Source organism: Burkholderia sp. 4M9327F10, from assembly GCF_005503145.1.
Classification (GTDB): Bacteria; Pseudomonadota; Gammaproteobacteria; order Burkholderiales; family Burkholderiaceae; genus Paraburkholderia.
The window spans coordinates 73,015-97,760 of the sequence record NZ_SCNV01000012.1; the positions used below are offsets into that span (position 1 = coordinate 73,015).

The window sequence follows — 24,746 nt, forward strand, 5'->3', positions numbered from 1 at the left end:
AGCTTCCCATGCAAAACAATCCCTCCCTCGATCAGCTATGCATCAACACGATCCGTACGCTATCGATGGATGCCGTGCAAAAGGCGAATTCCGGCCACCCGGGCACGCCGATGGCGCTGGCGCCCGTTGCCTATCATCTGTGGCAGAACCATTTGCGCTACGACCCCGACGAGCCGCTATGGCCCAATCGCGACCGCTTCGTACTGTCGGTGGGGCACGCGTCGATGCTGCTGTATTCGATGTTGCATCTGGCGGGCGTGAAGGCCGTCGACGAGCATGGCAAGCCGACCGGTGCGCCGGCCTTGTCGCTGGACGATATCAAACAGTTTCGCCAGCTCGACAGCAAGACGCCGGGCCACCCCGAATACCGCCTGACGACCGGGGTCGAAACCACGACCGGCCCGCTCGGCCAGGGTCTGGGCAATAGCGTGGGCATGGCGATGGCCGGGCGCTGGTACGAGGCGCGTTTTAACCGGAGCGACGCGCCGCTGTTCGATTACCACGTCTACGCGCTCTGCGGCGACGGCGACATGATGGAAGGCATTTCGCACGAAGCGGCTTCACTTGCGGGCCACCTGCAGTTGTCGAACCTGACGTGGATCTACGACAGCAATCGCGTGACGATCGAAGGACACACCGATCTCGCCTATAGCGACGACGTAGAGACCCGTTTTCGCGGCTACCACTGGCACACCATCCACGTCGCCGACGCGAACGATGCCGCCGCCCTGGAAGCCGCCTTCACCGAAGCAAAAAGCGTCACCGGCAAGCCGACGCTGATCGTGGTCAACAGCATCATCGGTTGGGGCGCACCGAAGAAGCAGGACACCTCGGCGGCGCACGGCGAGCCGCTTGGCGACGAAGAAGTGGCGGCGGCCAAGCGCTTTTACGGCTGGCCCGAGGACAAGAAGTTCTATGTGCCCGACGGCGTGATGGCGCGCTTTGCCGAGGGCATCGGCGCGCGCGGCAAGGCGGCGCGCAACGAATGGCTGGCGAGGCTCGACACCTACCGGCACAAATACCCGGACCTCGCGCGCGAGTTCGCACAGATCGAAGCGCACGAATTGCCGGACGGGTGGGACGCCGATATCCCCATCTTCGATGCAGACGCCAAGGGTGTCGCTTCGCGCGATGCCTCAGGCAAGGTGCTCAACGCGATTGCCGCACGCGTGCCCTGGCTGCTTGGCGGCGCAGCCGATCTCTCGCCGTCCACCAAGACCAATCTGAAGTTCGAAGGCGCGGGCAGCTTCGAGCACGACAGCTATGGCGGGCGCAACCTGCACTTCGGGATTCGCGAACACGGCATGGGTGCGGTCGTGAACGGCCTCGCGCTCTCGAACCTGCGCGCCTACGGTTCGACGTTCCTGATTTTCAGCGACTACATGAAGCCGCCGATCCGCCTGTCGGCCATCATGGAAGTGCCCGCGGTCTACGTGTTCACGCACGATTCGATCGGCGTCGGCGAGGACGGTCCGACCCACCAGCCGATTGAACAGCTCGCGTCGCTGCGCGGCGTGCCGGGGCTAACGGTGCTGCGTCCCGCGGATGCCAACGAGGTCGCCTATGCGTGGCGCGTTGCCTTGTCGAGGCCGCGTCATCCGTCGTGCATCGTGCTGACGCGCCAGCCGTTACCCACTTTCGACCGCAACCAATACGCGTCGGCCGAAGGCGTGCGCAAAGGGGCGTATGTGCTGGCCGATGCTCCCGCCGGCCAGCAGCCGCAGGTGCTGCTGCTCGCAACCGGCAGCGAGGTATCGATCTGCGTCGATGTCTACGAAAAGCTGAAAGGCGAGGGCATTGCGGCACGGGTCGTGTCAATGCCTGCATGGGACATCTTCGAGACCCAGGACGAGGCGTATAAGAACGCGGTGCTGCCACCGGAGGTGCATGCGCGGGTTTGCGTCGAACAGGCTGCGGAACTCGGCTGGGATCGCTATGTGGGCCGTCTCGGCGCGAAAGTGGTAATGCATACGTTCGGTGCGTCCGCGCCGCTCGCCGATTTGAAACGCAAGTTTGGATTTACGCCGGAGCATGTCTACGACGCGGCAAAGCAGCAGCTTGCCCGCGTGCAGAAGACGTAGCACTGCGCGCTCGTTGCGAAGGCATTCAGGTCGTCACACGGATGTGTGGCGACCGGCTGCGGGTGCTGTTCATGTGAGGCCGCCTGAATGCACATACGCCCCCCTGAAGCGGCACGACTCGGGACTTTCCCTGATCCTCGTGCCGATTGCATAGCCACGGGCTTTACTTGTGCACACAAGGGTTTTCCGAGGGTGGTCAGGCCTGGCGCATTTTGATACTTCTTCTATCTTCGGTGGCGACGCAAGTGTTGCCGCCGGGGAGAAAACAGTGACCGCAGACTACGGGATGAACGATAACGACGATGTGGTGGTGTGGCGGCCGATCGCTCACGCCAGCGTGTCGCATCGCCGTGTGCTGGTGGTCGACGACTATCGCGAGGCGGCCGAGGCCCTGCAGTTGCTGCTCATTGCGGATGGCTTCGAATGCCGCGCACTGGAAGACCCGTTGGCGGTCTGCGCAATGGCACGCGAGTGGCAGCCCTTTGCCGTCGTGCTGGACATCAAGATGCCGGGGCTCGACGGTTTCGAACTGGCCAGGCGGCTGCGCGCCCATCCTTCTACCGCGCATATGCTGCTGGTCGCGTGCACGGCGTTTTCTTCAGCGGACGATCGCGCCCGCGCAAAAGCAGTGGGCTTTGACGCGCATTGCGCGAAGCCGCTCACGCCGCAGCGCCTGCTGCGCATTCTCGAAGCCGCGACAGCGCGCCGGGCGCATCAGGCGCCTTAAGGGGCCTTAGGGGCATCAAGGGGCGCATCAAGGGGGCGCATCGCCGACACGCCGGTGAAGTCCAGCCAGGACCGTAACTTGCTTGAGCAAACCTCTTGCAGCGGCTTCCGCGCGAAAACCTTCCACCGTCAAAGGGACCAACATGTCGAGCGAGTCTTCTCACGCCCCTCATACGCGCTATGCGGCCCGCATCTCCGAAGGCGTGCCTTTCCCGCTGGGCGCGACATGGAACGGCGTAGGCGTCAATTTCGCGCTGTTTTCAGCGCATGCCACCAAGGTGGAACTGTGCCTGTTCGATGCGAGCGGCAAGGAGGAAATCGAGCGCATAGAACTGCCCGAATTTACCGATGAGGTGTGGCACGTTTTCGTCCCGGATCTGAAGCCGGGCGCGGTGTACGGCTATCGCGTGCATGGCCCCTATGCACCCGAGGAAGGGCACCGCTTCAATCCCAACAAACTGCTGCTCGACCCCTATGCCAAAGCGCATATCGGCGAGCTGAAATGGGCGCCCGAAATCTTCGGCTACACGCTCGATCACGAGGACGCCGACCTGTCCTTCGACGAGCGCGATAGCGCGCCGTTCGTGCCGAAGTGCAAGGTGGTCGACACGACCTTCTCGTGGATCCATCCCGAGCGCAACGCGCTGCCGTGGGAGCGGGTGATTTTCTACGAGACGCATGTGCGCGGCTTCACCCAGCGTCACCCCGCAGTGCCAGAGAACCTGCGCGGCACCTTCGCCGGCCTCGGCCAGCAAGCGGTGATCGATTACATCAAGGGGCTGGGCGTCACGACCGTCGAACTGCTGCCGATCCACATGTTCGTCAACGACAGCCATCTGCTCGACAAAGGTCTGACGAACTACTGGGGCTACAACACGATCGGCTTTTTTGCCGCGGACCCGCGCTACTTCGCGGGAGCCAACGCGTCAGTGGAAGAGTTCAAGGAGATGGTGGACCGCTTTCACAACGCCAATCTCGAAGTGATCCTCGACGTGGTCTACAACCACACGGCCGAGGGTAACGAACGCGGCCCGACGCTGTCGTTCAAGGGGCTCGATAACGCCTCGTACTACCGTCTCATGCCGGATCAACCACGCTATTACATCAACGACACCGGCACCGGCAACACGCTGAACCTGTCGCATCCCCGCGTGCTGCAGATGGTGACCGACAGCCTGCGCTACTGGGTAAGCGAGATGAAGGTCGACGGCTTTCGCTTCGACCTCGCCACGATCCTCGGCCGCGAGCCGCATGGCTTCGACGAAGGCGGCGGCTTTCTCGACAGTTGCCGGCAGGACCCGGTGCTCTCGAGCGTGCGCCTCGTCGCCGAGCCGTGGGACTGCGGCCCCGGCGGCTATCAGGTGGGCGGCTTTCCGCCCGGCTGGGCCGAATGGAACGATCGCTTTCGCGATACCACCCGCGCTTTCTGGAAGGGCGACGAAGGCATGGCGCCGGATCTCGCCAAACGGCTCACCGGCTCCGGCGACAAGTTCAACCGGCGCGGCCGCCGCCCATGGGCGAGCGTGAACTTCATCGCCGCGCACGACGGCTTTACCATCAACGATCTCGTCTCGTACAACGACAAGCACAACGAGGCCAACGGTGAGGATAACCAGGACGGCCACTCGGACAACAGGTCGTGGAATTTCGGCGTCGAAGGGCCGAGCGGCGATGCGCAGATCCGTCAGCAGCGCGAGCGCCAGAAGCGCAATCTGCTCGCCACCTTGCTGCTCTCGCAGGGCACGCCGATGATTCTCGCCGGCGACGAATTCGGCCGCACCCAGCAGGGCAACAACAATGCATATTGTCAGGATAACGAAATTAGCTGGCTCGACTGGAAAGGCATCGACGACGAAGGGCGCGCGCTTACCGAGTTCGTCAGGAACCTGACCACGTTGCGGCACCGCTTGCCCGTGCTGCGGCGCGGACGCTTTCTGACCGGCGAATACAACCCCGCGCTGGAGGTGACCGACACGCGCTGGCTATCGCCGGCCGGCACCGACCTCACCCAGGAGCAATGGGACGATGCAACGATGCGCTGCTTCGGCCTTGTGATCGACGGCCGCGCCCAGGCGAGCGGCATCCGCCGGCCGGCCTCCGATGCAACCTTGCTGCTGGTGCTCAACGCGCACCACGACGTGGTCAATTTCACCTTGCCGGAAATTCCGGACGGCGATCTGTGGACCTGCCTGCTTGATACGAATATGCCGGTGCGCGATGAACTGCCGGCGTTTCCCGCCGGGGCTGCGTACCAGGTCACCGGCCGCTCGCTGCTGCTGTTTGCGCTGGATGCCGCGAGCCGCGCTACCCAACGGGTGCTGGACGGGCTCGAGCAGCAACTGACCACGGATGACCCAGGGAAGTCCGGCTGAGGGCACGGCTGCCCCCAGGTATAACGCTTGCTGAAGGTGTGGGTGTAGCCGCTGCCGCTTGTTCTGCGCTTCTTCTGCGCTTGTACGGGTTTGCCGTCGCATTTGCCTGAGCGGGGCGCCGACGCTTGCGCCAGCGGTTGCTCCGATCGAGACACGACACCAGGAGGGCAAGATGCCACAGGATCAGCAACAGCACCAGGGAAGCAAAGATATGAACGAACAGAGAGACCTGCCGGTCAGCACCGAAGAAAGGATTCGCACCCGCGCGTATTACCTGTGGGAACGGGCAACCGACCCCAAGGGCACCCCGGACGAATACTGGGAGCAGGCGCGTAACGAGATCGAAGAGGAGGCGCCGAAACAGGCCGGTGCACAGAAGAAGGGGGTTTTGCCGACACCGACGGCGCAGGAAAAGCCCTAGGTGGCGAGGCGCGCCGCTTGCCGTTGCGCGTTCGAGCGGCAAGCGGCGAGTGGCGGCTATTGATGTCAACCGCTGCTACCGCCGGCAGTCCCGTCAGCCGCCCGGCGTTTTTAGTGGCGCCGTCCCCGCGGCGCCCGGATTGCCCGAAGCGCTCGCGCCCGCTTGCCAGCCGCCACCCAGAGCCTTGTAGAGCGCCACCAGATCGGTGCTGACCTGCATCGTGCCTTGCGCATACTGCTGCTGGGCATCGCTGAGCTGGCGCTCGGCATCGAGCACGTTGATAAAGGTCACAAGGCCCTTGCGATAACTGTCGCGGGCCAGCTCGAAGGCGGCCTGCTGCGCCGCGACGCTGTCGCCGAGCGAGGCGCGGCGCGCCTGATCGGTGCGGTACACGGCGAGCGCATTGTCGACGTCGCGCAAGGCCATCAGCACCGCCTTGCGATAATCGAGCGCGGCCTGCTGCTGCTGCGCCTGCGACAGATGCAGGTTGGCCACCAGCGCGCCGCCCTCGAAGACCGGCAGCGAGATGCTCGGCCCGAACGCGTAGAACAGACTCGCCCAGTGCGTGAGTCCGTTGGCGGTGAAGGCGCGCGTGCCGACCTGGCCGGTCAGGGAGATATCCGGGTAAAACTGTGCGACGGCCACGCCGACCTGGGCGGTCGCCGCATGCAGGCTCTCCTCGGCGCGGCGAATGTCGGGGCGCCGGCGCGCCAGCGTCGAGGGCAAGCCGACCGGCACGACCGGCGGCACAGGTGGCACCGCCGCGGGCGCGGACAGTTCGGCATCGAGCGCGCCCGGCGGCTCGCCAAGCAGATAGGCGAGACCGTTCAGCGCCTGGGCGATCTGCTGCTGGTACTGCGGCAGTTGCGCCTGGGTCTGCGCGAACTCGGCTGTCGCGCTCTTCACGTCCAACTGGCTCGCGAGCCCCACCTTCGCCTGGCTTTGCGTCAAGGCGACAATGTCGCGCTGCTGATCGACGAGGCTTTGGGTAATCTGCAGCAACGCCTGCGCGCCGCGCAACTGCATATAGGTTTGTGCAACCTCCGCTTCGAGCGAGACCAGTGCATCGTTGCGGCTTTCCACGGCCTGCTGGGTTTGCGCATGCGCGGCCTCGACCGAGCGGCGCACGCTGCCGAACAGATCCAGCTCCCACGACGCGTCGAAGCCGGCTTGCCACAGGTTGAGCGGCGAGGTCAGCTCGTTGAGCACATTGTTGGCGCCGCTTTGCAGCGCGGCGCCCGCACCGGGGGAGACCGAGTTGACCAGCGAGTTCGGTGCGCCCAGTTGATCGACCTTGTTATACACGCCCGCCGATTCCAGAAAGCCCTTGGCGCCCAGTTGCTCGCGCTGATAGCTGCCGCTTGCACGCACATTCGGCAAGCCCTGCGCCGCCGCGCTCTGTTCCTGGGTGCGGGCTTCGACGATGCGCAGGACAGCCTCTTGCAGATCGAGGTTGTTGCCGGCTGCGCGTTCGATCAGGCTGTCGAGCGTCGGGTCCGCGAAGCTGTGCCACCACTGCGGATCGGGATCGGAGTCCATGGCCGGCACCGAGGCAACCGGCGCCGCGGCCGCCGATGCCGCGGACGGCGCGGCAGCCGTGGCAGCGGCGGCGGGTTTGGCCTGCTGGGGATCGTGCCACTGCGCCGGCACCTCGGCCTGCGGCGCGTGAAAATTCGGACCGACCGTGCAGGCGCCAAGCAGCAGCGCCGAGCAACCGGAAACGAAAGCGCGGCGAAGCTCGCTCATATCAATGTCCTCCCGCGCCGCCGGCGGCTCTGGTCGGAGAGAAGAAGAACGTCACGGGAATGAACAGGAAGCTGAACACCGCGAGGTAGCCGAATACATCCACGTAAGCGAGGATCGTCGCCTGTGAGATGAAGGTTTCATAGAGCCGTCCGGTGGCCGTTTGCAGGGCTTGCGCGAGCGGCTGGCCGGTGAGGCTGGTAATCGTGTGGGCCGTGCTCTGCAGCGTGTCGTTGTAGTTTTGCGAGAGTGTCGACATATGCCCGGAAAGTTGGGCCATGCGCGCCTGGGTACGCTCGCGGATCAACGCGGTAGACAAGGAAATGCCGATCGACCCCGCAACGTTACGGAACATCGTAAAGAGCGCCGATGCATCGTCATTGAGTTCGCGTGGCACGGTCAGATACGCGAGCGTCGTGATCGGCACGAACAGAAAACCGATCGCGAGCGACTGCGCGCTGCGCATCTTGACGAGCGTGCCGTAGTTGATATCCGGCACCAGCCTATGCGAATAGACGAGGGCGAAGGTCAGCAGCAGGAAGCCGGTTGCCACCAGAAAACGCGTTTGCACGTGCGGCATGGCGCGGCTGATCAGCGGAATTTCCATGACGATCAGCACCGCGCCCGGCGACAGCACGAGCCCCGCCAGCGTCGCCGTATAGCCGAGCTGCTGCTGCGCCAGTTGCGGCACCAGCACCGCGCTGCCATAGAGCATCATCGCGAAGCCGGCCATGGTCAGGCAACCGAGCGCGAAATTGCGGTCCTTCATGCAGGCCAGGTTGACCACCGGCTTCTTCGTATAGAGCAGCCAGTAAATCGCTCCCACTATGCCCGCTACCGCCAGTACCCCGAAGGTGCGGATCACCGGCGAGGAAAACCAGTCGTCGTCCTCGCCGCGATCGAGCATCACCTGCAGGCAGCCGAGGCCGACCGCGATCAGCGTGATGCCGATATAGTCGATGGATACCTTGCCGCCGTTCTGGTTGCGCCACGGCGGGTCTTCGACCAGTTGCATCACCGCCAGCGAGGTCACGATGCCCACCGGCACGTTGAGCAGGAAGACCCAGCGCCACGAAAAATTGTCGGTGATCCAGCCGCCGAGCGTGGGGCCCATCACGGGCGCCACGACGATCGCGATGGCCGAGATCGAGAAGGCGCGGCTGCGCTGCTCGGGCGGAAAGGTGTCGAGAATGATCGACTGCTGGTTCGGCTGCAGGCCGCCGCCGAAGAAGCCCTGCAGCAGCCGGAACACGATCAGCTGCATCAGGTTGGTGGCGATCCCGCACAGCAGCGAGCAGATCGTAAACGCGACGATGCACACCATGAAATAGCGCTTGCGGCCGAGCACCCGGCCGAAAAAGCCGGAGATCGGCAGCACGATGCCGTTGGCCACCAGATACGAGGTGAGGGTCCACGTGGCCTCGTCGTAGCTCGCCGACATGGTGCCGGCAATATGCGGCAGCGCCACGTTCACGATGGTGGTGTCGAGCACCTCCATGAACGCCGCCAGCGTGACGACGATCGCGATCAGCCATGGATTGGCCGCGGGCTTCCAGGCAGCGTCCGTCATTTCAGAAAGACCTTGGGCGTCACGGAGAGCCCGAGGCCGAGCGGCTGGTCGTGCGGCAGGGCATCGTCGATCACGATCTTGACCGGCACCCGCTGCACGATCTTGACGAAATTGCCGGTGGCATTCTCAGCCGGAAAGGCCGAGAAGCGCGAGCCGCTGCCAAGCTGCACGCTGTCGATATGTCCGTGCAGGTCGAGCTTCGGATAGGCATCGACTTCGATATCGACCTTGTCGCCGGGGCGCATCCGTTCGAGTTGCGACTCCTTGAAATTGGCGGTCACCCAGACCTGTGGCGTAACGATCGAGAAGAGCGACACGCCGGCCTGCAGGAAGCTGCCGTATTGCACGTTGCGGCGCGTGATCCAGCCGTCGGACGGCGCCCGCACCTCGCAATAGGACAGATTGAGCCGCGCCTGTTCAAGCTGGGCTTCGGCCTGCTGGACCTGCTGGCGGCGTTCTTCGACCGTGGCGGCCGTTTGCCTGATCTGCTGCGGCACGAGGCTGGCCGTCTGCAACTGGGCCTGGGCCTGCTGCACATTGGCGCGGGCGGTTTGCTGCTGGGCGTCGGCGGTGTCGATGTTCTGCTGCGAGGTGGCGCGCTGGTCCACCGCGTGCTGGCGCACGTAGGCCGCTTGCGCCTGCTTGAGCGTGGCCTCGGCCGAGGAGGTCTGCGCTTTCGCTTGCAGGTACTGCGCCGGATACTGCACGCGGGCAATGTCGAGCTGCACCTGCGCCGCATTCAACTGCGCCTGCGCGAGACCCAGTTGCGCCTGGGCGGCGTCCACCTGCGCCTGGTAGTCGCGCTTGTCGATCACGAGCAGCAGGTCGCCTTTGTGGACGTAGACGTTGTCGTTGATCGCAAGCTGGACCACGTAGCCCGAGACCTGCGGGGCGATGGTGATGGCGTTGCCGTCGGTGTAGGCGTCGTCGGTGCTCTCCTGGTTGCGCGTTGAGAACCACCAGAGCAGCGCGCCGATCAGCAGCACAAGACTGACCACCACGAGGATGACCAGCGGCTTCTTGCCCGGAGGCTTGCGGGCCCCGGAATTACCGCCGTTTCTTGCAGGATTGCTGTTTTTACCGTCTGGGCTGTGATTGCCGCCGGGTGCGCGGCCGGAATCGCCGGCCGTGCCTTGCTGAGATTGATCACCTTGGGAAGAAGCGGTCGAGTCAGACATTACGATTCGTTCCGAGTGAGCGATGACCCCGTGTGGGAGCAATCCGCGTGCCCGAGGTTAGCACGGCTCGCTGCCGCCAGGGAAAATCCGTAAGCATTCCTTATGCGTTGAAAGCTAAACATCTGATTTAAGCGCTTTGCATAGGGCGCCACGCCACAGCTCGCCTCGCAAGGCAGCGCCATTGAGCCTGCCGATCACGCCAGATGTTTGTGTTGCTGCACGGGCTGTCGTACAGTCAGGCGGAACCAAACCCGTCCGGTTCGGCCTACACTGAATTCATCTTCCCTCCCAGGAGATCGCCACGTGCAACATGCGGAGCGTGCCGCCGTCGACCTGCCGCTGCCGTTGCGCAACTTCGCTGCGACGCGGCGCATCCTGCTCGTGGTGCTCGTCGTATCCATCGTGTTTCCGCTTGCCTGCCTCGCGGGCTATGGCTACCTCGACTATCAGCGCCGGGTGGCCGATTCGGACAACGCGATCGACCGCCTCGTGCGCGTGACCGAAGAGCAGGCCGTCAAGGTGCTCGACCTCAACCAGCAGATCGGCGCCCGCATTCTCGAGCTGCTCGACGACGAGGACGAGGCCGCGATTCACGCCCGCGAGGGCGCGTTGCATCAGCGCTTGCGTGTGATCGGCGGCGACTTCCCGCAGGTGGCGACCATTGCGGTCTTCGGTGCGGACGGCAAGCTGCTGGTCAATAGCCGCGCCTATCCGGCACCGGCGCTCTCGATCGGCCAGCGCGACGATTTCATTGCGGCGCGGGCGATTCGCCCCGAGCCTTACTTCTCCTTGCCGATGTACGGCCCGGTCTCGCAGACCGATGTGTTCACCACGACGATAGGCCGCTCGGCGGCCGACGGCCGCTTTCTCGGCGCGGTGACCATCGCGCTGCGCAGCGCCTATTTCGCCAATTTTTACCGCGACCTGACGGGCGGCGACCCCTCGCTCGCGCTCGGCCTGTACCGTCAGGACGGCCAATTGCTGGTGCGTTATCCGGGCTGGCCGCGCGGCACCTTGCTGTCGGCCCGCACGCCGTTTACCGATGCGCTGCGCGACAGGGAGCTGTTCGGCCATGTGCGCATGACCTCGAGCATCGACGGCATCGAGCGGCTGCTGGCGTTCAGGCGGGTCGGCGACTATCCGCTCTATGTCATGAGCGCCTATGCCACGCAGGCGATTTTCCAGCAATGGTGGAATCACTTCCTGCTGATCGGCGTCATCACGGTCGCGCCGTGCATTGCCGTCTGGCTGCTGGTGTTCTTCTCGCTGCGCCAGCTCGACACGGAGCGGCTTGCCTGGGAGCGCTGGCAGGGCGAAGTGGCCATGCGCCTGTCGGCTGAAGCATCGAGCCGGCAGTTGCAGCGCATGGGTGCGCTCGGCAACCTGGTCGCCAACGTCGCGCACGACTTCAACAACCTGCTGATGGTGGTGTCGTCGAACATGCAGATGGCGCGCCACAAGGGCTTCAGGAATCTCGAAGACGAGGTCAAAGCGGTGGAGCGCGCCACCGCCACGGCCGAAGCGCTGACGCGGCGCCTCCTGAGCGTGGCGCGCAAGCAGCCGCTCAAGCAGGAACCGGTCGATCTCGCGAAATGGCTGCCGGGCGCCGCCACGCTGATCGATTCGGCGGTGGGCGACAAGGTGCAGGTGAGCGTCAATCTGGTCGCGGATATCTGGCGGGTGCTGGTCGATCCGACCGAACTCGAATTCGCCATCATGAATCTCGCGGTCAACTCGCGCGATGCGATGCCGCGCGGCGGGCGCTTCGTGATTCGCTGCCAGAACGTGCGGCTGGTCTCGAGCGACACGCTGCTGCCGGACGGCGAATACGTGTTGATCTCCTGTTCCGACGACGGCGAGGGCATGGCCGAGGCGGTCGCGCGGCGCGCCTTCGAACCGCTCTTCACCACCAAGCTGAAGGGCTCGGGCACCGGGCTCGGGCTCGCCCAGGTTCTCGCCATGTGCGAGCAGTCGGGCGGCACGGCCAAGATCGACAGCGTGGTGGGCAGCGGCACCACCGTGCGGCTCTATCTGCCGCACCTGCGTGAAGCCCGCGCAGTCTCGGCGGTGAGCGCGGACGCGTCGTTCGACGAGCATGCCGGCGCCCAGGGCGTGGTGCTGCTGGTGGAGGACAACGAGGACGTCGCGGCGGGCATCGCCGCGGTGCTGCATACCTTCGGCTGCGAGGTGCATCACGAGGCCACCGCCGACCGGGCGCTCGACGTGCTCAACGCCGGCGAACGGTTCGAGCTGGTGCTCTCCGACATCCAGATGCCCGGCAAGCTGAACGGCGTCGACCTTGCCGAACGGGTACGCAGCGAGTGGCCGGCGCAGAAGATCGCCCTGATGACCGGCTATGCCGACGAGCTCGAACGCGCCAAGCATATCGGCGTCGCGATTCTGGCCAAGCCGTTCGATATCGATGAACTGCATGCGCTCGTGACCTGCTAGCGCGGCCGGCCGGGCGGCACACCTCGACCGTGACGGCGCGGCGGGCTGCCGACGCGATTCGCACGACCCGCGTAGACTAGGCCCGCGCAGGCCATTCGCAACACGTCTTGTCAAAAAGCCGCGGTAATTCCGTGGCAACCCGATGACAACCTGAAACAACGCGACGACAACCTCATGGAGGACATTCGATGGAATACAGACATTTGGGCGCATCCGGTTTCAAGGTGCCGGTGCTGAGTTTCGGCACCGCCACGTTTGGCGGCAAGGGTGAATTCTTCCAGGAGTGGGGCGCCACCGATGTCGCCGACGCACGCCGCCTGATCGATATCTGCCTCGACGCGGGCGTAACGATGTTCGACAGCGCCGACATCTATTCGAGCGGCGCCTCCGAAGCGGTGCTCGGCGAGGCCATCAAGGGCAAGCGTGACAAGGTCATCCTCTCGACCAAGGCGACCTTTCGCTTCGACGACGGACCGAACAATGTCGGCTCATCGCGCTTTCACCTGATCCAGGCCGTCGATGCCGCCTTGAAGCGGCTGCAAACCGACTATATCGACCTGTTCCAGTTGCACGGTTTCGACGCCAGAACGCCGGTCGCCGAAGTCCTCTCGACGCTCGACGACCTGGTGCGGGCCGGCAAGATCCGCTACACCGGTGTGTCGAATTTCTCGGGCTGGCACCTGATGAAATCGCAGGATGTCGCGGACCGCTATGGCTATCCGCGTTACGTCGCCAATCAGGCGTATTACTCGCTGGTGGGCCGCGACTACGAGTGGGAGCTGATGCCGCTCGGCCTCGACCAGGGCGTGGGCGCGGTGGTGTGGAGCCCGCTCGGCTGGGGACGGCTGACCGGCAAGATCAAACGCGGCCAGCCGCTGCCGGAAACGAGCCGCCTGCACAAGACCGCCGACATGGGGCCGCCGGTGCCGGAAGAATATCTGTACCGCGTGCTCGACGCGATCGACGAAGTGGCGGCCGAGACCGGCAAGACGGTGCCGCAGATTGCCTTGAACTGGCTGCTGCAACGGCCCACGGTTGCCACTGTGCTGATCGGCGCGCGCAATGAGGAGCAGTTGCGGCAGAACCTCGGTGCAGTCGGCTGGAATCTCTCGCCCGAGCAGATCGCGAAGCTCGATGCGGCGAGCGCGGTGCGGCCCGCTTACCCGTACTGGCATCAGGAAGGGTTTGCCGAGCGCAATCCGGCGCCGGTTTGAGGTTCAGGCGCAGGGCGCTCGCGGCTGCGCGGCTCCGCGGTTGTTATCCCGCCAGCATCTCGATCACCGCTACGACCAGCGTGAATACGCCGATGCAGCCACCGAGCGTCACTGCGCCTTGCATGAAATGCGACATGAAGAGGTCTCCAGACGTTTAACGAGGAGTCTCATTTAACAGCAACAGAAAGAATATTGAAAGTAAAAAGAAAGGTTTTGCGGGCTACCCGATGTCAGGGATAACCCGCAACGCCTGCGCTTGCCGCGGGTCGGGCACGGAGAACAAAGACCGCGCAAACACCTCGCAAATGCCGCACAAACGCCCCTGCGCGACCGGTAGCCGCGGATATACTCACAAGCGTTGTCAATGCTCCGGAATGGGACTCCTCATGCGCTTGTCACTGCGGCGAATCTTGGCGTCGATCGTCCTGCTGATCGCCTCACAGTCCGCTACACAGACCGTTTTCGCGCAAACGCCGAAAACCGTGTTCCTCGAAAATCTCACCTGGACCGAAGTCCGCGACGAAGTTCTGGCGGGCAAGACCACCATCATCATTCCGATCGGCGGCACCGAGCAAAGCGGCCCGGATGTCGCACTCGGCAAGCACAACGCACGTGTCGCGGTGCTCTCGCAGCGCATCGCGCAGGGGCTCGGCAATGCGCTGGTCGCACCGATCATCGCCTATGTGCCGGAAGGCGGCTACGCGCCGCCGACTTCGCATATGCGCTTTCCCGGCACCATCACGATTCCGGACGACGTGTTCGAGAAGCTGCTCGAGTCCGCCGCCAACAGCTTTGCTGTGCATGGCTTCAAGAACATCGTGTTTCTCGGCGACCACGGTGGCTATCAGAACGACGTCAAACGAGTGGTGGCGCAACTGAACAAATCGTGGGCCGGCACGCCGGCGCGCGCGTTCGTGCCGCCCGAGTACTACGGCACGAGTTCGGACGGGTTCAACGCGATCCTGCGCGAGCACGGCTTTCACGACGACGAAATCGGCACCCATGCGGGCCTCGCGGACACCTCGCTGCTGCTGGCGGTCGCGCCGCAGATGGTGCGCCTTGACCGGCTGCGCAGCGGGCCGAAACTCGGCCCGGTCGATGGCGTCTACGGCGGCGATCCGCGCCGGGCGACGGCGGATCTTGGCCAGTTGGGCGTCGACGCGATCGTCGCGCGCACCATCGACGCCATCAAGCGGGATACCGCCGGGCGCTGAGTGGTCCGCTTGTAGTTCCGTTTGTCGTTCGTCTGTAGTCCGCTTCCAGCCGGTTTGCTTCACTCATTCATGGAGTTCATCGCTATGGCTTTTCGTTCCAGCCGCTGGGTGCGGCTCGCATCGTCGGTCGGCGCCGTGCTTTCGGGTTTGTGGATGGCGGATTGCGCCGCGGCTGCCTCCAGTGTGACCACCGTTGCCGGCATGCCGCCGGTGGTCAACGCCGCCAACCTGTACAGCGAGGCCGGCGTCAATCATCTGAGTCCGGCGGTAGCCGGGGCGTTGCAGCGGGTCTATGTGCCCAACCTGCGCTCGAACGACGTCTATGTGATCGATCCTGCCACCCTCAAGGTGGTGGACAGGTTCAAGGTCGGCTACAGCCCGCAGCATGTCGTGCCATCCTGGGATCTGCAGACGCTGTGGGTGGCGAATAACGCGGAAGGCCGGCCCGACGGCAGCCTGACGCCGATCGACCCGAAGACCGGCAAGCCTGGCACGGAGGTGAAGGTCGACGATCCGTACAACATGTATTTCACGCCGGACGGCAAGGAAGCAATCGTGGTCGCCGAGGCCCGCGCACGCCTCGACTTTCGTGACGCCCACACGATGGCGTTGAAGACCAGCCTCGATGTGCCGGAGTGCAAGGGCATCAACCACGCGGACTTTTCGATTGACGGCAAATACGCGCTCTTCACCTGCGAATTCGGCGGCAAGCTGGCCAAGATCGATATGGTGAACCGCAAGGTGGTCGGCTATCTGCAACTCGAAGCCAAGGGCATGCCGCAGGACATCCGCATCTCGCCGGACGGCAAGGTGTTCTACGTGGCGGACATGATGGCCGACGGCGTGTTCCTCGTCGACGGCGACAGCTTCACCAAGATCGGCTTCATTCATACCGGCGTCGGCACGCATGGGCTCTATCCGAGCCGCGACGGCACGAAGCTGTATATCTCGAACCGTGGCTCGAACCGCGTGCACGGGCCGAAGCACGGCAAGGGCAGCGTGTCGGTGCTCGACTTCGCCACCCGCAAGGTGCTGGTCACCTGGCCGATTCCCGGCGGCGGCAGTCCGGACATGGGCAACGTCAGTGCCGACGGCAAGATGCTGTGGCTCTCGGGCCGCTTCGACGACGTGGTGTATGCGATCGATACGACGACCGGTAACATCCAGTCGATTCCGGTCGGCATGGAACCGCACGGCCTGACAGTGTGGCCGCAGCCGGGACGCTATTCGCTCGGGCATACGGGCAATATGCGCTAAGGCGCGCCGGGGGCACTCGTGAAACTGCTCCGCCTGCTGCTGGTACTGGGCGCTTGCCTCGCGCAGGCAGCAGGGGCGGCCACGCTGCGCGACGAATCGGTGATGGTGCCGAAGGGCCACGGCCTTTTTCATGTCGAACTCGAAACGCACATCTACGCGCCGCCCGGCGACGGGCCGTTTCCGCTTGTCGTCATCAATCACGGCAAGGAGTTTGGCGATCCGCATTTTCAGCAAAGCGCGGACTACTACGGTCAGGCGCTCGAGTTCGTGCGCCGTGGCTATGCGGTAATCGTGCCGATGCGGGAAGGTTTCGCGAAATCGGGCGGCACGTACCGCTCCGACAGTTGCAACGACGAAGACGACGGCCTCACCGGGGCCGCGGACGTGTTGGCCGCGATCGACTACGCGAAACACTTGCCCTACGTGGACCCCACGCGCATCGTCGTGATCGGCCAGTCGCACGGCGGCCTCGCCACCATGGCGCTGGGCTCGCTGAATCCACCCGGGGTGGTGGCGCTGATCAACTTCGCCGGCGGCCTGCATTTTCTCAACTGTCCGGGCTCGGAGCGCAGCCTGGTGGAGGCTTTCGGCGCGTATGGCAAGACTGCGCGCATGCCGTCGCTGTGGATGTACGGCGACAACGATTCGCTGTTTCCGCCACCGCTCGTCAAACGCATGCTCACCGCCTACGAGGATGCAGGGGGCCACGCCCAATTCATCGATTACGGCACGTTCGGCAGCGACGGCCACATCATGTTCAGCCAGTACAACGGCATGCCAATCTGGTTGCCGGCCGTGAGCCGCTTTCTGACTTCGTTAGGACTGCCGTTCGAGGTTCGCTACGATCTGCGCGCCCATACGGATGGCCCGGACATCGAGGATGTCGACGCGGTGCCGTATCTGAAACCGGCGGGCCGCGAAGGTTACCGGCGCTTCCTGTGGTATGCGCCGCCGCGCGCATTCGCACTCTCTCCGGATGGGCACTGGGCCTACCGTTTCGGCGAAAACGCCGGGCAGCAGGCGCTTGCCGAGTGCGCCCGGATCGGCGGGGCGCACTGCGAGCTTTATGCGGTCGGGCAGGAACTGGTCAGGCATTGAGCGGTAGCGGAGGAAGGCGCTGCGCCGCTGCGCTGTCTGGTGGAGGCGCTGGTGCGAGCGATGGTGCAAGCGATGGCGCAAACCTGCACCGCCAGGCGTGTTACGTCTTGTCCTTCACCCACTGCTTGGTGGCGTGGTACCCGTTGCTGGTGGTGTGCGCAATGGCATGGCCGGCGGATTTCGCGCCGTGCGCCACCGCGTGACCGGCGCGCTTCGCCCCATGCCCAACCGCACGTGCTCCATTGGCAATCGCGTGCCCGGTTTCCTTGCCGGCGGTCTTCACGTCGCTCTTGAACTGATGCGCGCCTTCGGAGAGGTCCGCATGCGCCAGCGGCGCGAGCGTCGTGAACGTGAGTGCGGCAAGCGCAGTGGACAGCAGCCTGAACTTCGTCATAACTCGGGTCCTGAAGTGGCGCCGGTGCTCAACGCGAGCCCGGCTGTTAGGGTGACGCCGCCGGCATCGAGCATGACGGCGGCGCGGCCGGTCAGCAGCACGCGCGCGCCGCAGCTCAATGTGAAGCGGTACAGAATATTATTGCCATTGCCGCTCAGGCGTTCGGCTTCGATGCTCAACGGCCCCTCGAGCGTATCCAGCCGCGCAACCTGTGCCTCGACATCGCGCACGCTGGCAAGAAACCCGGCGCGCGGACGCTCGTCTCCGGCGTCCAGCAGCGCGCCATGCACCGCCATTGCCTGGGCCGCGTATTCGACGCCGCAGATGGCGGCAAGCCGTCCGTTCGCGCGTAGCGGATTGTGCGCGTCGAGATGGCTCGTCGCGGTACAGCGAATGCGCTCGGCGTCCCACTCGGCGACCTCGTCGAGCAGGCACATCGAGCCGCTATGCGGGATATGCGCGGCAATCCACGCATGGTCGAGCGGCGGGGTCAGCGGAAAACCCAGGTTCATGGCATGCCCTCGCCGGAACGCTTCGACAGCGTGATGTCGACTTGCAACTGCGTGTCCTGCAGGTAATCGAGCACCACGCCTGGCCGTTGCTCGCCCGCGAGCGCCGCGAGCAACGGCAGCGCCCGCGCCGCGGGATTGCCCAGGCGCAGCGCTTCGAGCCCGGCAGCGGCGAGCACCGTTGCGGGCGCATCGGTGAGTTGCACGTCGATGCGCGCCAGCGTGTTTGCACCGGCCGCCGGCGCGAGCACCAGCGCCACGCCGAAGGCATCGGGAATCGGCCGCACTTCGCGCATCGGCGCCGGGTAGTCGGTATCGAAGGCGATCAGCAGCGTGGGCACGCCGTCGACCGCCACCTGGCAGACGCTTTCCAGCAGACCCGCGGCAAAGCTGCCGTCATACGCGGACAACACGTTCGACGGCGCCATCGCCCGCGTGGCGATGCTCCAGTAGCCGGCCGGGGCATTGTGCACGGAGTTGTGAAAGCGCGTCGGCGAGAGCGCCCGGTCGTCGCTTGCGAGCGTCTCGCAGATCACGTGACAGTTCTGGCCGTCGCCGCCCGAGGCGGCAAACACCGTCGCCAGCGACGCCGCGTCGCGGCCGCTTGCCGTCGCGGCTTCCAGGCCGACGGCGAGCGCCAGCTTGACGCCCGCGCCGGTGCGGCGGCGCTCGGCGGAGGGCAGGCTGGCGGGCGCCGGGATGGCGGTGCGCGCCGGCACATAGGCGCTGCGGCCCGCGAGCACGTCTGCGCCTTCGGGCCAGTTGTTCAGGCCAGGTCCAAGCAACCCGACGCTTTCGATAAAGGCAGTCAGCGCGATCATGCGGCGGCCCCTGCGTTACGCGCTGCGTCGGCGCGTGCCAACAGCAGGCTGCAATTCGTGCCGCCGAAGCCGAACGAATTGCTGAGCGCCGTGCGCAGCGCAGCCGGCCGGCCTGTCAGCAGATAGTTGATCCCAAGCGCGGAGTCGGCCTCGGTGGTGTTGATGCCGGCGGGCAGCCATTGCTCGCGCAAGGCGAGCGCGGCGATCACCGCTTCGAGCGCTCCGGCTGCGCCGAGCGTGTGGCCGGTCGCCCCCTTGGTCGAACTGCACGGCGTGCCGTCGAAGAGGGCCGTGACCGCGCGGCTCTCCGCTGCGTCGTTGCTCGGCGTGGCGGTGCCATGCAGGTTGATGTAGTCGATCTCGCGCGCACCGAGTCCGCTGCTCGCAAGCGCCTGTTCCATCGCGAGACGCGCCCCCAGGCCGTCGGGATGCGGCGAGGACATGTGATACGCGTCGCTCGATTCGCCAATGCCCGCAAGCAGGATTGCGCCATCGTCGAGTGGTGCGCCGGCCAGCGTGCCGTGCGTTTCCTGCGGGCGTTCGAGCAGCGCGAAAGCGGCCGCCTCACCGATCGAAATTCCGCTGCGATTGACGTCGAACGGCCGGCAGGAACTCGGGGATAGCAATTCGAGCGAGTTGAAACCGTAAAGCGTCGTGAGACACAGCGAATCGACGCCACCCACTACCGCGGCATCGATCAGCCCGGCGGTCAGCATGCGCCGCGCCGAACCGAACACCTTGGCGCCGGACGAACAGGCCGACGACACCACCATGGCGGGTCCTTGCAGCCCGCAATAAGCGCGTACGAAAGCCGCCGCCGAATAGGGGGTGTGAGTCTCGGCATAGCGAAAACTGGCGGGCAGGGCGCCGGTCTGCGGATCGCGTTGCTGGTAGGCCCGTTCGGTTTCCAGAATGCCCGCGGTACTGGTGCCGATAAACACGCCGACCCGTCGTGCGCCATAGCGCTGCGCCGCCGCTGCGACGGCTTGCGCAAAACCGTCCTGCGTCAGGCCCAGTTGCGCGAGCCGGTTGTTGCGGCAGTCGAACTCGCTCAGGCCGGCGCGCACGGGTTCGGCATCGACGCCCTCGACCTCGCCGATCCACGTCTCCAGACTCGCGCGTTCGAAGCGGCATGGCGCGAGGCCGCCGCGCCCGGCGCGCAGCGCGTCGAGCGTGGCGTCGAGTCCGCGGCCGATGCAACTCGTGGCGGTGAAGTGCGAGAGCAGGAGAGGTTTCACGACAGTACGGTCCTGTTACGGGTTCGATGCGGCGGCGCCGGCCGGCGGGGAGCTTCCATTGCCGCCGACATGGCGCAAGATGTACTCCGGCAAGGGACGCCCGAGCCTGACAAACCAAGCCTGATAAACAATGGTAGCAAACGGCGTGCACGCGCCAGGCTGCTGCGCTGCGTCAGAAGCGCGCCGGGCGGCATGGCATGCGGCAGATAAGCAGACGCGCAGGGCGCGCGCTCGCGGAATTTCTCACGCATCCTCGGACCCCGGGGCAATCGCCGCGCGCAATGTGGTGCAGCGCAACTGCGCGGCGGCGGCTGCAGCGAGCACCGCAGGCAGCACGTCGAGGACGACCGGCTGATTGCGTGCGTCGCGCGCCGGATGGCCGTCATGTACGAGCAGAATGTCGCGTGGCGCCAGTCCGTGCAGCAGGCGCTCCGTCACCACGGCGGCATCGCGCGTGCGGGTGTCGTAACCGCGCCGGGTCCAGCTTGCCAGATGCAGCCCGAGCCGGCACAGCACCGGTTCGAGAAACGGATTGCGCAGGCCGGCGGGGGCACGAAAGAACCATGGCCGCGACCCGCTGAGCTCCGTGAGCGTCTGTTGCGCTGCTGCAATCTCCCGTTCGAGCGCGCGCGGTCCGAGCAGCGAAAAATTGTGCCGGTGCCGTTGACTGTGATTTTCGACGGCATGCCCGCGTGCAACGATCGCTTCCACAATCTGCGGATGGCGGCGCGCCACCTCGCCGATGCAGAAGAAGGTTGCGCGTGCATCGTAGCGATCGAGCAGGTCGAGCACGCGCGGCGTCACTTCGGGGTTCGGCCCGTCGTCGATGGTCAGCGCAATCTGCCGCTGCGCGCTTGCCGGCAGGCTTGTCCAGTTCAGACCGAGCAGGGTGCTGCGCGGCCAGAGTCCGGCCGCGGTCAACGCCAGGTGCGAGGTGACGACACTGCCCAGCGCCCACGGCCACAGCGCCGGCTGCAACACGACGGCCGCCGCGGCGCCGGCATGCAGCGCCGCCGAGCCGGTGATGAACGGGGACGGTTTCCAGCGCCGCGGTGCGCCGGGAGTTGCTGGCGTAGCGCGAGCGCTGAAACCCTGCGGCGCTTGCTGCGCATGTTGTGCCTGCGTTTGCGGGCCGGGCTTCGTGGAGTTCATACGCGCTCTCCACCGCGTGGCTCGTCGGGCACGGCCGCGCTGGAACGTTGTGCCGCGTGCGTGGCAATAGCAGGGGCGAGAATCGCGGAGAACAGCAGCGCCAGAATCGCACCGGGCCCCACCGTCAGGCCGAATGCCTTGAGAAGCGGCACACGGGCGAGCGCCAGCAGGCCGAAGCCGGCCACGGTGGCGAGATTGGCGATCAAGAGCGAAACCAGGGTTTGCGGCGCGATGGCGGCTACACCGTTTGCCGCGTGGCGCGCCTGGTTGAAAAAGAGCGCGTAGTTGGACCCCACCGCGACGATCAGCAGCATGCCGATCAGGTGCAGGATGGTCAGTTGTTCACCCGCCAGCGTGAGACCCGCGCTGACCACCAGCACGGCGGCAAGCAGCGGGGCGAGGGTGCGCGCGACGGCCTGCGGCGAGCGCAGCGCAATCAGCAGCAACACGACAATCGCGGCGAGCCCGGCAAGCGAGAGATGAATGTCTTCGCGCACATAGTTGATGTAGAGCCGGTCGGCCTCGGCCTTCATGTCGACGAACAGCGCGTCGGGTACGTGCGCCTGCGCCACGGCGGCGCGGATTGTCGCGGCATCGAGGCTCGGTGTGTCGTCGCCGGCGCCGCCGGTGACGGCTTTTCCTGGACCGCCTAGGCTACCTGAACTTGCAACGGCGGCCGCCTGAGCCGGCGCGCGCAGCGACAGCATCGCGCTCCAGCGGCCATCGCGCTCGGTCAGCAGCGCATCGACGGCCAGCGCCATCGACGTGCCTTGCAGATCCGCCCGCGTCAGCAGCGGCTGCTGGCGCGCGGCCTGAACCTCGGCGATGAACGGTGCGAACGTTTCGGGTTTCACGCTGATCGCCTGGTTGGCGACGGCCGCGCGCATTCTGGCCGTCAGCTCGTCGGCGGGCGGCAGGCTGGCGAGGCGCGCGCGCTGTGCGGCGACGCTCGGCAGATACAGCGCCGGGCTCTCGTAGCCGGCCAGCACGCCCTGGTCCACCAGCGGCTGCAGTTGCACGGCGACCTGCTCGGCGCCTTCCAGCACCGCTTCCTCGCTCGCCCCTGAGATCACCACCAGGTAGCGCACATCGGGCGCGCCGACATCGTCACGCAGGCTTTCGTCGAGCGCCTGGCTTTGCTGCGACACCGGGCTAAGCGCAGAGAGTTCGTGACTCCAGATCTGCTGGCGATGCAAGGCGAGCGCCGCCACCGACGCCGCCAGCAACACAACCAGCGGCCAGCGCAAGCGCGGCGCCGCGGCCGTGAAGCGCGCAAGGGCGGCGCCGAGCGGCACGACATTGCGGATCGCAAAGCGTGAGCCGCGCAGATGCGGCAAGACAAAGCGCGTGACGAGCGCGGCACTCGTCAGACCGGCAATCGAATACAGCCCCAGTTGGACAAGGCCGGGAAAACCGGAGAACAGCATCGAGGCGAAGCCGCACACCGAGGTCAGCACGCCCAGGCGGATAGTGGGCCAGTAGGTGGCAATCCACTCGCGCAGCGCCGGATCGCTGCCCGCTGCCGGGTTTGCTGCCGTTGCCATCGCGGCCGTCGCTACATTAGCGCCGCGCGCCTGCACCCGCGAGGATTGCACGAACAGATAGATCGAGTAGTCCACCGCTTCGCCGATCAGCGTCGTGCCGAAGCCGAGCGTCAGGCCATGTACCGTGCCGAACGCAAGACTGACCGCGGCGAGCCCTGCCGCAACCCCCGACAGCACCGGCAGCAAGCCGAGCAGGAGCGCGAGCGGCGAGCGGTACACGACCAGCAGCAGCGCGACGATCAGCACGAGGCTGACAGCTGACAGGCGCGCCACGTCGTGCTTGATGTTGTCGCGGGTCTCGACGGAGAACACGCCGGGTCCGGTCATCAGCAGACGGTATGAGGCGGGATCCGGTATGCCGCCGGTGGCGGCGTCGAAGGCGCGCTTGACCGCGGCGATCGCGCGAGCCTGCGCATCGGTGTCGGAACCGGCGCCCGCGGTCTGCACGACCAGCACCGCGCGCCGGCCGTCGCGCGAAGCCCAGACGCCGTCCTGCGAAGCCGGTTGCGCGCCGCTGTCGAGCCGGCTGACGAGCGTGGCGACTTCGCCGGTTGGATCGTGCGGCAGCAGGTCCTTGGTGAACATGCCCGCCGACGAGGCAAGCAGATCCAGACTGTCGCCGAGCGCCTGATGCAGTCCGTCAGCGGAGAAGCGCTGCGGCGTGACCGCCGGGCTGAGCTGATAGCGGTGCTCGAAGATAAAGCGCTGATCGCGCGCTTCGCTCACCGGCTCGCCGTTGTTGACCGAAGCGAACTGCGCATCGCCTCGCAAGGCGGCCGCCATGCGGCGCGATATGGCCGCCCGGGCGGCCGCGGATGAGGCAACAGAAGGGGTGACGGGTGTTCCGGCAGATGGGGCAACGGGTGCCGCAGAATCGCCGCCCTCTATGCCCACCAGAATCAGCCGCGATACCAGGCCGTCGCGCAACTGGTCGACCAGCACGCGTTGCCCGGCGCTTGGCGAGCGCGGCAGGAAGGCGGACAGGTCGGCGGTAAACGTGGTGCGGCTGATCACGACCGCACAGGCAAGCAGGAACAGCAACCACAGCAGCACCGCGCGTTGCCGCAGCGCATGGCCGAGGCCCTGCGCGGGCGTGGCGGTGGAGAGCGGTTCGCGCATCAGTTGGCGGCGTCGTTTTGCAGACGCATCAGCGAATGGTCGCCGTCGGCCTGCTGGATGGCGACCGTATTCAACTGGTCGCGCGTACCGGTCAGCGTGATCGTGCTGATCTTTTTCAGCATGCGCGTATCGAGCGGCGTGAGCGTGAGCGTCCAGTCGTCGCCCGCGCCTGTGACGGCCACCTTATAGACCTGTTCGAGCGCAAAGCGATTGCCGGCGAGCGTCGCGCGAATGCTGTCGATAAAGGCCGACAGGTCCGGATACTGCGTCAGCGCGAGCGTGTAGCGGTGGCCGTTGCGCGCGATCGTCAGCTTGTCGCCGTCGACCATGAGGTCTTCCGGCGTGGGTGATTCCGTGCGCTTTTCCAGATGGTCCGGCGCGGTGAACATCAGTTCCCCTGAGGACTTTACAGGCTCGGTGGCAATCGAGAGGTACTTGGTTTCGACAAAGCTCGCATGGCCGGATTTTTTCTGGCCGAGCGTGGACATCAGTCGCTCGAGTGTCCAGCCTGAAGTGTCGGGACTGGCTGCGTGGGCGCAGGTGAGGAGGGCCGTTGCCGCCCACGCGGAGAATGCAGCCGCGCAGGCCAGCGCCCGCACCCGGCGATGCAGCGCAACACGGAACACGGGGCGAGTTGCGGTCAT

General features: G+C 65.6%; 19 protein-coding genes. 9 read left to right on the top strand and 10 right to left on the bottom strand.

Translation table 11 applies throughout. The features are described from left to right. Positions 1–8 precede the first annotated feature (8 nt). The 4 genes from tkt to FFS45_RS14160 all read left to right on the top strand — a co-directional run bounded on the left by tkt (position 9) and on the right by FFS45_RS14160 (position 5,600). Positions 9–2,081, top strand: a complete 2,073-nt coding sequence (tkt, locus tag FFS45_RS14145) for a transketolase (RefSeq protein WP_137955272.1) — start codon at positions 9–11, stop codon at positions 2,079–2,081. Positions 2,082–2,367: 286 nt separating this feature from the next. Next, positions 2,368–2,808, top strand: a complete 441-nt coding sequence (locus FFS45_RS14150) for a response regulator (protein ID WP_137955340.1) — start codon at positions 2,368–2,370, stop codon at positions 2,806–2,808. Positions 2,809–2,950: 142 nt separating this feature from the next. Next, complete coding sequence (glgX, locus tag FFS45_RS14155; RefSeq protein ID WP_137955341.1) at positions 2,951–5,179, top strand: glycogen debranching protein GlgX; 2,229 nt, start codon at positions 2,951–2,953, stop codon at positions 5,177–5,179. A 211-nt stretch (positions 5,180–5,390) separates the two neighbouring features. Continuing rightward, complete coding sequence (locus tag FFS45_RS14160) at positions 5,391–5,600, top strand: DUF2934 domain-containing protein (RefSeq protein WP_137955273.1); 210 nt, start codon at positions 5,391–5,393, stop codon at positions 5,598–5,600. Positions 5,601–5,693: 93 nt separating this feature from the next. On the opposite strand, the gene FFS45_RS14165 is transcribed toward FFS45_RS14160, so the two are convergent. The 3 genes from FFS45_RS14165 to FFS45_RS14175 are packed head-to-tail and all read right to left on the bottom strand — an operon-like array spanning position 5,694 to position 10,091. After that, positions 5,694–7,346 (bottom strand): efflux transporter outer membrane subunit, encoded by a 1,653-nt coding sequence (locus FFS45_RS14165; protein ID WP_137955274.1) that lies wholly within the window; start codon positions 7,344–7,346, stop codon positions 5,694–5,696. A 1-nt stretch (position 7,347) separates the two neighbouring features. Continuing rightward, a complete protein-coding gene (locus FFS45_RS14170) occupies positions 7,348–8,913 on the bottom strand; it encodes a DHA2 family efflux MFS transporter permease subunit (protein ID WP_137955275.1) in 1,566 nt (521 codons plus the stop codon). Further along, positions 8,910–10,091 (bottom strand): HlyD family secretion protein, encoded by a 1,182-nt coding sequence (locus FFS45_RS14175; RefSeq protein WP_137955276.1) that lies wholly within the window; start codon positions 10,089–10,091, stop codon positions 8,910–8,912. Before FFS45_RS14175 ends, FFS45_RS14170 begins: the two co-directional genes overlap by 4 nt. A 303-nt stretch (positions 10,092–10,394) precedes the next feature. Here FFS45_RS14175 and FFS45_RS14180 point away from each other — a divergent pair, with 303 nt between their 5' ends. From FFS45_RS14180 to FFS45_RS14200, 5 genes are all read left to right on the top strand, one after another. Beyond that, positions 10,395–12,542, top strand: coding sequence for a hybrid sensor histidine kinase/response regulator (locus FFS45_RS14180; protein ID WP_137955277.1), 2,148 nt, complete (start codon positions 10,395–10,397; stop codon positions 12,540–12,542). A 188-nt stretch (positions 12,543–12,730) separates the two neighbouring features. Further along, positions 12,731–13,756: an aldo/keto reductase gene (locus tag FFS45_RS14185; RefSeq protein ID WP_137955278.1), complete on the top strand. Its 1,026-nt coding sequence runs from the start codon at positions 12,731–12,733 to the stop codon at positions 13,754–13,756. A 386-nt stretch (positions 13,757–14,142) separates the two neighbouring features. Next, positions 14,143–14,970, top strand: coding sequence for a creatininase family protein (locus FFS45_RS14190; protein WP_137955279.1), 828 nt, complete (start codon positions 14,143–14,145; stop codon positions 14,968–14,970). Positions 14,971–15,123: 153 nt separating this feature from the next. Then, the gene (locus FFS45_RS14195; protein WP_137955342.1) at positions 15,124–16,227 is read left to right on the top strand and encodes a YncE family protein; all 1,104 of its coding nucleotides are present in this window, start codon (positions 15,124–15,126) and stop codon (positions 16,225–16,227) included. Between the two features lie 18 nt (positions 16,228–16,245). After that, complete coding sequence (locus tag FFS45_RS14200; protein WP_249362778.1) at positions 16,246–17,325, top strand: CocE/NonD family hydrolase; 1,080 nt, start codon at positions 16,246–16,248, stop codon at positions 17,323–17,325. Positions 17,326–17,425: 100 nt separating this feature from the next. Here FFS45_RS14200 and FFS45_RS14205 read toward each other — a convergent pair whose 3' ends face one another. The 7 genes from FFS45_RS14205 to FFS45_RS14235 all read right to left on the bottom strand — a co-directional run bounded on the left by FFS45_RS14205 (position 17,426) and on the right by FFS45_RS14235 (position 24,746). Beyond that, positions 17,426–17,719, bottom strand: coding sequence for a hypothetical protein (locus tag FFS45_RS14205; protein ID WP_137955280.1), 294 nt, complete (start codon positions 17,717–17,719; stop codon positions 17,426–17,428). Then, the gene (locus FFS45_RS14210) at positions 17,716–18,231 is read right to left on the bottom strand and encodes a hotdog family protein (protein WP_137955281.1); all 516 of its coding nucleotides are present in this window, start codon (positions 18,229–18,231) and stop codon (positions 17,716–17,718) included. The genes FFS45_RS14205 and FFS45_RS14210 overlap by 4 nt, the downstream gene beginning before the upstream one ends. Next, positions 18,228–19,049: a beta-ketoacyl synthase chain length factor gene (locus tag FFS45_RS14215; RefSeq protein ID WP_137955282.1), complete on the bottom strand. Its 822-nt coding sequence runs from the start codon at positions 19,047–19,049 to the stop codon at positions 18,228–18,230. The genes FFS45_RS14210 and FFS45_RS14215 overlap by 4 nt, the downstream gene beginning before the upstream one ends. After that, the gene (locus tag FFS45_RS14220; protein ID WP_137955283.1) at positions 19,046–20,287 is read right to left on the bottom strand and encodes a beta-ketoacyl-[acyl-carrier-protein] synthase family protein; all 1,242 of its coding nucleotides are present in this window, start codon (positions 20,285–20,287) and stop codon (positions 19,046–19,048) included. The genes FFS45_RS14215 and FFS45_RS14220 overlap by 4 nt, the downstream gene beginning before the upstream one ends. 243 nt (positions 20,288–20,530) lie before the next feature. Next, positions 20,531–21,439, bottom strand: coding sequence for a polysaccharide deacetylase family protein (locus FFS45_RS14225; RefSeq protein WP_137955284.1), 909 nt, complete (start codon positions 21,437–21,439; stop codon positions 20,531–20,533). Next, the gene (locus tag FFS45_RS14230; protein WP_137955285.1) at positions 21,436–24,102 is read right to left on the bottom strand and encodes an MMPL family transporter; all 2,667 of its coding nucleotides are present in this window, start codon (positions 24,100–24,102) and stop codon (positions 21,436–21,438) included. Before FFS45_RS14230 ends, FFS45_RS14225 begins: the two co-directional genes overlap by 4 nt. Continuing rightward, complete coding sequence (locus tag FFS45_RS14235) at positions 24,102–24,746, bottom strand: LolA-related protein (protein ID WP_137955286.1); 645 nt, start codon at positions 24,744–24,746, stop codon at positions 24,102–24,104. The genes FFS45_RS14230 and FFS45_RS14235 overlap by 1 nt, the downstream gene beginning before the upstream one ends.